The organism is Mucilaginibacter sp. UR6-11, from assembly GCF_020880695.1.
Classification (GTDB): Bacteria; Bacteroidota; Bacteroidia; order Sphingobacteriales; family Sphingobacteriaceae; genus Mucilaginibacter.
In genome coordinates this window covers 242,589-252,562 of record NZ_JAJIWO010000007.1, presented here as the reverse complement: position 1 = coordinate 252,562, position 9,974 = coordinate 242,589, and the positions used below count along the sequence as shown (strand labels likewise).

The window sequence follows — 9,974 nt, the reverse complement described above, 5'->3', positions numbered from 1 at the left end:
TGAAGTATCAGGAGCAGGAAGAACGAAAAGAAGATGGCTCGACTGATTTGAAGTTGTTTTGACGAATACCTCTTTCAGAGGTTAGAATAAAGCCCCCACCTTAGGTGGGGGTTGTTTACTTATGATTGATAGCATAGGTTAACAAATTAAAACCCTTTACCTTCTTGATAGTTATAGTTTAAAAAATAGTAGCTATGAGATCTATCTGGAAAGGTTCAATTGGTTTTGGCCTGGTGAGTATCCCTGTAAAATTATATTCGGCGGTGCAAACCAGCTCGCTCGATTTTGATATGTTGGACAGTCGCGATCATTCGAGGATAAGGTACCAGCGCGTAAATGAGCATACCCATAAAGAGGTCCCTTATGATAAAATTGTAAAAGGGTATAAACTTGGCGACGATTATGTAATAATGGACGAGCATGACTTTGAAGATGCTGCTCCCGAAAAAAGCAAGGTTATTACTATCGAAAGCTTTGTAGATGTAAATGAGGTTAACCCCATGTTTTATGAAACATCATACTATACTGAACCTGACACCAAGAATAATAAAGCTTACGGATTGTTGTTGCAGGCCCTGAAAAAATCAAAGAAAGCCGGACTGGCACGGTTTGTACTGCGCAGTACCGAAAGTCTTTGTATAGTGCATCCGGTGGAAAATGTATTAGTGGTTACCCGCATACGTTTCCCGCAACAAATACGTGATACGGACGACCTGAGCATTGCGGATGATATGACTATCAGCAAAAAAGAACTGGACATGGGCCTGGCACTGATTGATCAGTATGCTGAGAAATTTGATGTATCTAAATTTAAAGATGAATACAACGCACAGTTGCTGGATATTATCAAAGCAAAATCAAAAGGTAAGCGTGCTACCGTTAAAAAACTAACGCCGCATAAAACTTCAGGTAATGATTTATACGACCAATTGATGGAAAGCCTGAAGACGAAAAAAGGTGCCTGAAAATAATTATTGCTACACCATGTTTAATAAACACAACAGTTTTATTTTATTTATTTAGGGTCATAAAGAATGAATTTATACTTAAATTATATTATTAGTTAATAAATTAAATTACTTGTAGAGCGATGGCATTGAGTTTGTATATATCCAGCAGACAAACTTAAAAAACACTGACCCATGGCAACTACAACAAAAAAAACACCGGCAATGGCTAAAACTAAAGCACCGGAACAAACTACTAATGTACAAGAATCGGCTTTGAACGAATTATTTCTTGACGAATTAAAGGACATTTACTGGGCGGAGAAACACCTGGCTAAAGCCTTACCTAAAATGGCAAAAGCAGCAACATCTGATGAATTGCGCACTGCCATTGAACAGCATAAAGCTGAAACTAATAATCATATAAACCGTTTGGAAGAAGTGTTTTCATCAATTGATGAAAAGGCAGTTGCCGTAAAATGCGAAGCAATGGCCGGCTTATTAAAAGAAGGTGATGAGATTGTTGAGGAAACCGAAAAAGGAAGCATTACCCGCGATGCAGGAATAATATCAGCTGCTCAAAAAATTGAGCATTATGAAATAGCTTCATACGGAACATTGAGAACCCTGGCCGGTGTACTGGGCTATAACGATGCTGTTGAATTATTGGAAGCTACCCTTCAGGAAGAAAAAAATTGTGATAGTTTATTAACGCAAATAGCAGAAAGCGGTGTTAACCAATCAGCCAGCACTGAAAAAGAATAACGCTTAAAACATTTTATCGCTTGGCGGTATTATAATTAAGTATCTATGAAAACATTAACTAAAAACACAAAAACATGAACTCACTATTGTACATCATAGCGGTTATCCTGGTAATAGGATGGGCGCTGGGCTTTTTTCTTTACTCAGCAGGTAGTATAATCCATGTATTACTGGTAATTGCAGTTATTGCTTTATTATTAGGATTAATAAGAAGACCAACTGCACTCTAATTATAGATCAAACAAAAAAGGCCCCGCATTTGCTGGGCCTTTTTTGTTTGCAGGTCGTTTACGGTTATTTTAAAGTCAACCATTTTCTTCTTACCGTAAATTGTTGTGGAGTAAGGTTGGGCAGCTCCTCAAAACTATATTTTACCCGGGTATTTTTTAATAACGTAACTTTTAACAGCATAGGCAAACCGTCACGGATCAGGCCCACTTCAATTTTATTGCCTGGTTTTTTACCGGTAATTAAATTGCCCTTTTCGGGCACCGGCTCCCCGTCAATAGTAATTATTTCGTCGTTAACGTTTATGCCATCGATCCAGGCGGCACTGCCACGTTGCACAGTAGCCACTATTACTCTGGGGATAAGCGGGATCTGGGTTATACCGAGCGCGGCCTCATTGTCATCGGCGAGGGCGTTAACCAGCTTGTAGCCAGCGTAGGCCAGATAGCTATTGTAGGCCACCGGCGTTAAGCCATTAATGTACCTGGCATAAAATTCGTCCAGGTTTTTGCCGGCAAATTTTTCAAGAGCTTGTTTAAATTCGGTATCGGTATAACCACGTTTTTGGGTTTTATAGTATTCATTATACATATAACGCATTACATCATCTAATGAACTTGTACCTTTGCTGTCATTAATAATCTCCAGATCAAGCAATAAAGCTATTATTGAGCCCTTGGTGTAATAGGATATACTGGTATTACCTGAATTTTCATTTGGGCGATAAGCTTTTATCCAGGCATCATAACTGGCTTCGGCAAGGGTTTGCACCCTGGCACCGGCTGTGTTTTCCAGTTGGTTAATGTCTTCAGCTAAAATGGCCAGGTAATTCTCGGGGCTGTATAGCTGGGTACGGCGCACAATAATGTCCTGATAATAGGCGGTAAAACCTTCGGCTATCCACAGGTTAGTGGTGTAGTTCTCGTTATCGTAATCAAACGGACCCAAGGCTATAGGGCGCAGGCGCTTTACATTCCATAGATGAAAATGCTCATGCGCGGCCAGGCTCAAAAAGTTCTGATAACCAACTTCCGTTGCATAAGCCTCGCGCGAGGCCCCCAGCGTGGTTGAGCTTAAATGTTCTAAACCACCACCACCTTTAAAAGCGTTATGTACAATAAAAGTATAATGCTTGTTAGGATTTTCGCCAAAAATGGCTACTTCCTGTTCAATAATTTTAGGCAGATCTTTGGTAAGACGATCCTTGTCGTATTTGCCATCGCCGACCATAGCCATTTCATATTTTACACCACCCACATCAAACCCAAAAACGTCCTGATTACCAACTTCAATGGGCGAGTCAAACAGGATATCAAAATCAGGCGAATAGCGTGTAAAGGGGTCGCCGTTTACTTTTTCTAAACTGGTTGATACGCTGGCCCAGCCTTTATAAGGTTTAATATGTATTGTTGATGATGCATGCAGCATATTACCCGGGTATATAAAAATATCAGGCGATGATAAGAACGCGTGCGATGCATCGATAAAGCTGGTACGGACAGAAGCCTCAAAAGCATAAACGCGGTACTTAACATTAACAGATGTGATGCCTGCGGTATTAAGCTGCCATATATTCTTACGGTTTTTTTTTGCGGCAAGTACTTTACCGCCCGTGCTTGCGCTAAGCGATTCAATGTTTTTTTCAAATTCGCGTATCAGATATGAGCCGGGTGTCCAAACCGGCATTTTAAGTTCTAAAATATCTTGCTTTAATCCGCTGACCTTCATTTCTACATCAGCATAATGCGCCTGTGCTTCGGAGAACGATATGGTATAGGTAATCTGCGTATTATCTGCAGCACTGATGTTGGTAGCCATAAAAAGGATTATTAAAGAAAAAATAACTGTTAATTGAATTTTTTTCATCCCGCAAGGTAGAAATTTACTTTTTGCTATGAAATACCAGTCCCGAAAGTTATTTAACCGGTTGTAAAATGGTTGATACATGAAACTAATTAGCTGTTTAACCATTTACATTTATATTCTACATTATGAAAGTGAAATTAATTGAACCCATATCGCGCAAGCTAAACATTTTGGGCAGGGCATATCTAACCGTGCTGGGTAACCATATGGAGCATTTAGATATTAACCGTTATTACTATCCCTTAACAGTGATTTGTTTTTATGATGGTCAGCTTACGCAAAAAGCACTTGCAGAAAAATTAGGTAAGGATAAATCAGTAATCGTAAAAATCATTGATTCACTTACAGAGAAGGGGTTTGTATACCGCCAGATCAATCCGGAGGACAGGCGGCAGCATTTGCTTGGCGTAACAGAAAAGGCGAAAAAGGCAGTGCCGTACATCATACAGGTATTTGAATCTATGAATCAATCAGCATCAAAAAATATATCAGAACATGATATGCAGATATTTGAAAGTGTATTAAATAAGATGAGAGACAACCTGGTTGACTTCAAAAACAAAGAATTTATAGCTAACTCTATATAATATAAACTATTATCTTAACATGAAAACGAAGTACGTTATATACATTTTATTGGTGCTGCTAATCGGCTGGTTAATTTACAATAAGTTTTACAGCGCTAAGGCTAAGAAACGTGACGCTACCGATACCAAAGGCAAGGGCGGTAAAAGAGGTGGCCGTAACGGCCCGGTATCAGTTAAGCTGATGATCGTAAAAGATACTACGTTAGATAATAATATCGATATAACCGGCACCATCGATGCCAACGAAAAAGTAAGCCTGATCAGCGAAACTGCGGGTAATATTACGGGAATCTACTTTCAGGAGGGAAGCAGAGTTAAGAAGGGGCAGTTACTGGTTAAAGTTTATAACCAGGATCAGGTAGCCGCGCTAAAACAAAACGAATACCAAATAACGCTGGCTAAACAAAATGAATATCGTAACAAAATATTATTGCAAAAAGAGGCCATAAGCCAGCAGGAGTATGACACCTCACTTACCGGATTAAACACTTTAAAGGCACAAAGCGACGTGCTGAAGGCACAAATTGCTAAAACAGAGATAAGGGCGCCATTTTCGGGCACCATTGGTTTGCGTAACGTTAGCCCGGGTGGTTACCTTTCGCCTAATACGGCTATTGCATCGCTGGTAAATATTGACCCTGCAAAAATTACATTTTCTGTACCTGAGAAATATTTATCATTGATCAGTAAAGGCAGCAAGATCATTTTTACAATACCCAGTTCCAATCAAAATTTTAAAGCAGTAGTGTATGCTATAGAACCATCAATAGATATTACCTCACGTACAATTACAGTACGTGCCAAAGCGGATAATCCGAAAGGGTTGCTTACTGCAGGTAGTTTTGCCAAGATCAACCTAGCGCTCGACCAGATCCCTAAAACGATTATGGTGCCTACCGAATGTGTGGTGCCTGATTTGAAAAGCAGTGTAGTATATATTTATCATAAAGGTGTGGCTGTGGCAAGGCCCGTAAAAACCGATGTGCGTACCGATACTAAGGTACAAATTATAAGCGGTTTAAAACCGGGCGATAGCGTGGTAGTATCCGGTATAATCCAGATGCGCCCTAAAGTTCCTTTAAAAATTGTTAAAGTAATTAAATAAGCAGCTTACCATGAGTTTATCCTCAGTTAGTATAAAGAGGCCTGTACTGGCAACAGTTATGTCAATCGTAATTGTGGTTTTCGGTATTATCGGCTACAATTTTTTAGGTATCCGTGATTTCCCTTCGGTCGATCCGCCAATTATCTCTGTGAGCACCAGTTATTCGGGTGCTAACGCCGATGTAATTGAATCACAGATCACTGAGCCCTTAGAGAAAGCCATCAATGGCGTGCCGGGCATCCGTAACATATCGTCAACAAGTTCGGTTGGCAGCAGCCAGATCACGGTAGAGTTTGATTTGGATGCCGACCTTGAAACCGCCGCTAATGATGTGCGTGATAAAGTTGGCCAAGCGCAACGTCAGTTACCACAGGACATTAACGCGCCGCCAGTAGTAACTAAAGCCGACGCAAACGCTGATAACATTATCACCCTGTCGGTTACCAGCGATAAACGTAATATAACCCAGGTTGATGACTATGCCGAAAACGTATTGCAGGAAGGACTGCAAACCATACCAGGCGTAAGTGCTATAAACATACAGGGCCAGCGACAATATGCTATGCGTTTATGGATCGATCCTGCTAAGTTATCCTCCTTAGGTTTGGCTGCCAGTGATATCAGCGACGCCTTAAATAAAGAAAATGTTGAGTTGCCTGCCGGTAAAATAGAGGGTAATAACACCGAACTTATTATCCGGGCCATTGGTAAGATGAGTACCGAAAAAGAGTTCAATGACATGATTATCCGTGCGGATAGCAACAGGGTGATCAGGTTGAGGGATGTAGGCTACGCTGTGCTTGGATCTGCAAACGAAGAAACAGCGTTTAAAGAGTCGGGTGTATTGCAGGTAGCTTTGGCCATTGTGCCGCAGCCCGGTGCAAACTATGTACAAATAGCGAAAGACTTTTATAAAAGATTTGAAGAATTAAAAAAAGATCTTCCGGCAGATATCCATGTAAAAGTATTGCTGGATAATACCAAGTTTATTAATCAATCTATAACGGAGGTTGAAGAAACGCTGGCCATATCTTTTATACTGGTGGTAATTATTATCTACCTTTTCTTCAGGGATTGGCTCATTGCTTTCCGGCCGTTAATCGATATCCCCGTGTCATTGATAGGGGCGTTCTTTATTATGTATATTTTTGGTTATTCCATCAATATTTTAACGCTGCTGGGCATAGTACTGGCCACGGGTCTGGTGGTTGATGATGGTATAGTAGTAACAGAGAATATTTACAAAAAGGTAGAAGGTGGTATGGCTATCCGCAAAGCTGCATTTGAAGGATCTGCGGAAATATTCTTTGCCGTTGTATCTACTTCAATAACGCTGGCCGCGGTATTTTTACCTATTGTGTTTTTGCAGGGATTTACGGGGCGGTTGTTCCGCGAGTTTGCGGTCGTTGTGGCAGGGTCGGTATTGATATCTGCCTTTGTATCGTTATCGTTAACACCGATGCTTAACGTGAAGCTGATCCGCAAGGATTCAAAAAAATCAAAGTTTTATGAGCGTACCGAACCTTTCTTTGTAAACATGACCAACTCTTATACCGAGAGTTTGATCAAATTTATGAAGCATAGGTGGATAGCTATCGCTATCCTCATCGGATCAGTCGTCGTCATCGTGGTACTTAATAAATTTATACCCTCGGAGTTGGCGCCGTTGGATGATAAGAGCCTGGTACGTTATAACGTAACCGGATCCGAAGGTGCATCATACGAGTTTATGACCAAGTACATGGATAATTTATCCAATTTGGTTGCCGATTCAATACCCGAATCAAACGTAAACCTGGAAATTGTCGCTGCCGGTGGTGGTGGTGCAGGTGCCGTAAATAATGGTTTCGGCCGTATCGGCCTTGTCGCCCCTGACGAACGCACGCGGTCTCAACAGGAAATTGCCGACTGGCTCACAAAAAAGGTAAGCAAATTTCCCGATGCACGTGTAACGGTTACGCAGGAACAAACCATCAGTGGCGGCGGCGGCGGAGCCAAAAGTTCGTTGCCGGTGCAGTTTGTTATCCAGAATCAGGACTTTGAAAAGATACGTAAGGTATTGCCGGTATTTTTTAACGAGGTCAGTAAAAGCTCTGTATTTACAACGCCCGATGTGAATTTAAAATTTACCAAGCCCGAATTGCGGGTAGTTACTGACCGTGCACGTGCGCGCGATTTGGGTGTTTCGGTAGCGGATATCGCGCAGACTTTACAACTATACTATAGTAATGGCCGCCTGGCTTATTTCCTGTTAAATGGTAAACAATACCAGGTTATAGCACAGGCAGACCGGGCTAACCGTGATCAGCCGCTTGACCTGAAAACGATCTATGTAAGAAATAATGTCGGCAAACTAATCCAGTTGGATAACGTGGTAAAAGTTGATGAAGATGCAACACCACCGGCTATTTTTCATTTTAACCGCTTTAAATCGGCAACTTTCCAGGCGGGTTTGGCGCCGGGCCATACCGTGGGTGATGGCATTAACGAAATGAACCGCATTGCCAAAGAAACGTTGGACGATAGCTTTAGTACAGAATTAAGCGGTGCATCAAGGGACTTTGCCGAGAGTGCCTCGAATATTATGTTTGCATTTATTTTTGCTCTTTTATTAATCTACTTGGTATTAGCCGCGCAGTTTGAAAGTTTTAAAGATCCGATCATTGTAATGCTTACCGTGCCCCTGGCAATTGCGGGGGCGTTTTTGTCGTTATGGTTGTTTGACCAGACGTTGAATATTTTTAGCCAGATAGGTATTATTACCCTGGTGGGTTTGGTAACCAAAAATGGTATTTTGATTGTGGAATTTGCCAACCAGCGCATGGAGCATGGTCTGGCTAAATATGAGGCCGTAGTTGAATCGGCAACGGCACGTTTGCGCCCGATTTTGATGACCAGTATGGCGGTGGTATTAGGCTCAGTACCGATAGCATTTGCCCTGGGTGCCGGCGCAAAAAGCCGGGTATCATTGGGTATTGTAATTATTGGAGGAATGTTGTTCTCATTGGTGCTGACATTGTATGTAATCCCGATGATGTACGTGCTCATTGCATCAAAAGAACGCCATGACCCGGATGCAGCCGACTTTGCGGATGAAGGCAAGAAAAAGAAAAAAGTAAAACTTATTGAAAACGAATAAGCGATGATGAAACTTAAAAAAATAGCTTGCTTCCTGTTTTGCTATATGGCAGTAATCGCCACAGTTAAAGCGCAAACGGCGCCCTTATTAACTTTAAGAGAGGCAGTTGAAATAGCTTTAAAGAACAACTATAATATTGTGCTGGCGAAAAACAATAATGCCATAGCACAAAATAATGTTACTATAGGTAATGCGGGCTTTTTACCGGTTGTTACCGGCAGCCTCAGCCAAACCAACAGCAGGCAACATGTTGTGCAAACCAAGTCTGACGGGACAACCGTTACCATCCCCGGCGCTAAAAACAGCAGTTTAAGCTATGGGCCAAACCTTAACTGGACGATCTTTGACGGCTTTGCCATGTTTGCCAACTATGATCAGCTTAAACAATTGAATGACTTGAGTGCGGTGAGCACCCATGATACGGTATTAAGCACCGCCGGCGATGTGATTTTGACCTACTACGACCTGATCAATCAAAATGAGCAGATAAAAGCACAGCACGGAGCCATTGCCATATCGCATACCCAGTTAAAATATGCCAGGGATAAGTTTAGCGTAGGGACCGCATCAGGTCTTGATGTATTAAACGCGCAGGTAAATTTAAATACGGATACGGCAAATTTATTAAAGTTGCAGCAGACATTTAAAGCGTCTAAAATAAAGCTGAATCAATTGTTGGTGCGTGATCTGCAAACTGATTTTTCTGTTGTAGACACCATAATTGTTGACGATAAAATGGTATTGGGCGATATTATTTCAAGCGCGCAATCACAAAATCCGGCTATCCTGTCGGCACAAATAAACAAACGTATTGCCGATATCAACTTAAAACAGGTACAGGCTACCCGCTACCCGGTGGTAGGTGTAAATGGCGGCTACGCATGGAGCAACAGTAAAACCCCTGCCGGGTTTACCCAACAGCAGGATATACACGGACTGAATTACGGACTTACTGCTTCTATAAATATTTTTGACGGCTTTAATCAGTCTCGCAAGGAGCGAAATGCCAAAATACAAATTGATAATGCTGTGGTCGACGTAAAGCAAACCCGCCTTAATGTTGAAGCTCAGATAAGTAATTTATATGTAAGCTACCTGTCGGGACTAGACCTGGTAAAGCTCGGGCAATCAAACGTAGCTATAGCCAAACGTAATTTGGAGATATCCCTGGATAAATACAAAATAGGCACCATTACACCGCTTGAGATACGCGAGGCGCAAAGGAACTACCTTGACGCACAATCAACCTTTTTTGCCGCACAATACCAATCTAAAGTTGCCGAAGTAACTTTAAAGCAAATAACTAATAACTTAAATATCCAATAATCAAATATTTA

General features: G+C 41.5%; 8 protein-coding genes. 7 read left to right on the top strand and 1 reads right to left on the bottom strand.

Going from position 1 to position 9,974, the window contains the following annotated elements:
* Nucleotides 1-194 precede the first annotated feature (194 nt).
* The 3 genes from LJ658_RS16575 to LJ658_RS16565 all read left to right on the top strand — a co-directional run bounded on the left by LJ658_RS16575 (nucleotide 195) and on the right by LJ658_RS16565 (nucleotide 1,942).
* A complete protein-coding gene (locus tag LJ658_RS16575; protein WP_230547653.1) occupies nucleotides 195-965 on the top strand; it encodes a Ku protein in 771 nt (256 codons plus the stop codon).
* Nucleotides 966-1,142: 177 nt separating this feature from the next.
* Nucleotides 1,143-1,712 carry a ferritin-like domain-containing protein gene (locus tag LJ658_RS16570; protein WP_230547652.1) on the top strand — a complete coding sequence of 190 codons (570 nt, stop codon included), beginning with the start codon at nucleotides 1,143-1,145 and terminating at the stop codon, nucleotides 1,710-1,712.
* Nucleotides 1,713-1,786: 74 nt separating this feature from the next.
* Nucleotides 1,787-1,942, top strand: coding sequence for a lmo0937 family membrane protein (locus LJ658_RS16565; protein ID WP_230547651.1), 156 nt, complete (start codon nucleotides 1,787-1,789; stop codon nucleotides 1,940-1,942).
* Between the two features lie 64 nt (nucleotides 1,943-2,006).
* On the opposite strand, the gene LJ658_RS16560 is transcribed toward LJ658_RS16565, so the two are convergent.
* On the bottom strand, nucleotides 2,007-3,758 hold the full coding sequence (locus LJ658_RS16560) for a M61 family metallopeptidase (protein ID WP_230547650.1): 1,752 nt from the start codon (nucleotides 3,756-3,758) through the stop codon (nucleotides 2,007-2,009).
* 173 nt (nucleotides 3,759-3,931) lie between these two features.
* Between LJ658_RS16560 and LJ658_RS16555 the strand changes: the two genes are divergently transcribed.
* The 4 genes from LJ658_RS16555 to LJ658_RS16540 are packed head-to-tail and all read left to right on the top strand — an operon-like array spanning nucleotide 3,932 to nucleotide 9,963.
* Nucleotides 3,932-4,393, top strand: coding sequence for a MarR family winged helix-turn-helix transcriptional regulator (locus LJ658_RS16555; protein WP_230547649.1), 462 nt, complete (start codon nucleotides 3,932-3,934; stop codon nucleotides 4,391-4,393).
* A 19-nt stretch (nucleotides 4,394-4,412) separates the two neighbouring features.
* Nucleotides 4,413-5,498, top strand: a complete 1,086-nt coding sequence (locus LJ658_RS16550) for an efflux RND transporter periplasmic adaptor subunit (protein ID WP_230547648.1) — start codon at nucleotides 4,413-4,415, stop codon at nucleotides 5,496-5,498.
* Nucleotides 5,499-5,508: 10 nt separating this feature from the next.
* Complete coding sequence (locus LJ658_RS16545) at nucleotides 5,509-8,637, top strand: efflux RND transporter permease subunit (RefSeq protein WP_230547647.1); 3,129 nt, start codon at nucleotides 5,509-5,511, stop codon at nucleotides 8,635-8,637.
* 3 nt (nucleotides 8,638-8,640) lie between these two features.
* On the top strand, nucleotides 8,641-9,963 hold the full coding sequence (locus LJ658_RS16540) for a TolC family protein (RefSeq protein ID WP_230547646.1): 1,323 nt from the start codon (nucleotides 8,641-8,643) through the stop codon (nucleotides 9,961-9,963).
* Nucleotides 9,964-9,974: the final 11 nt, after the last annotated feature.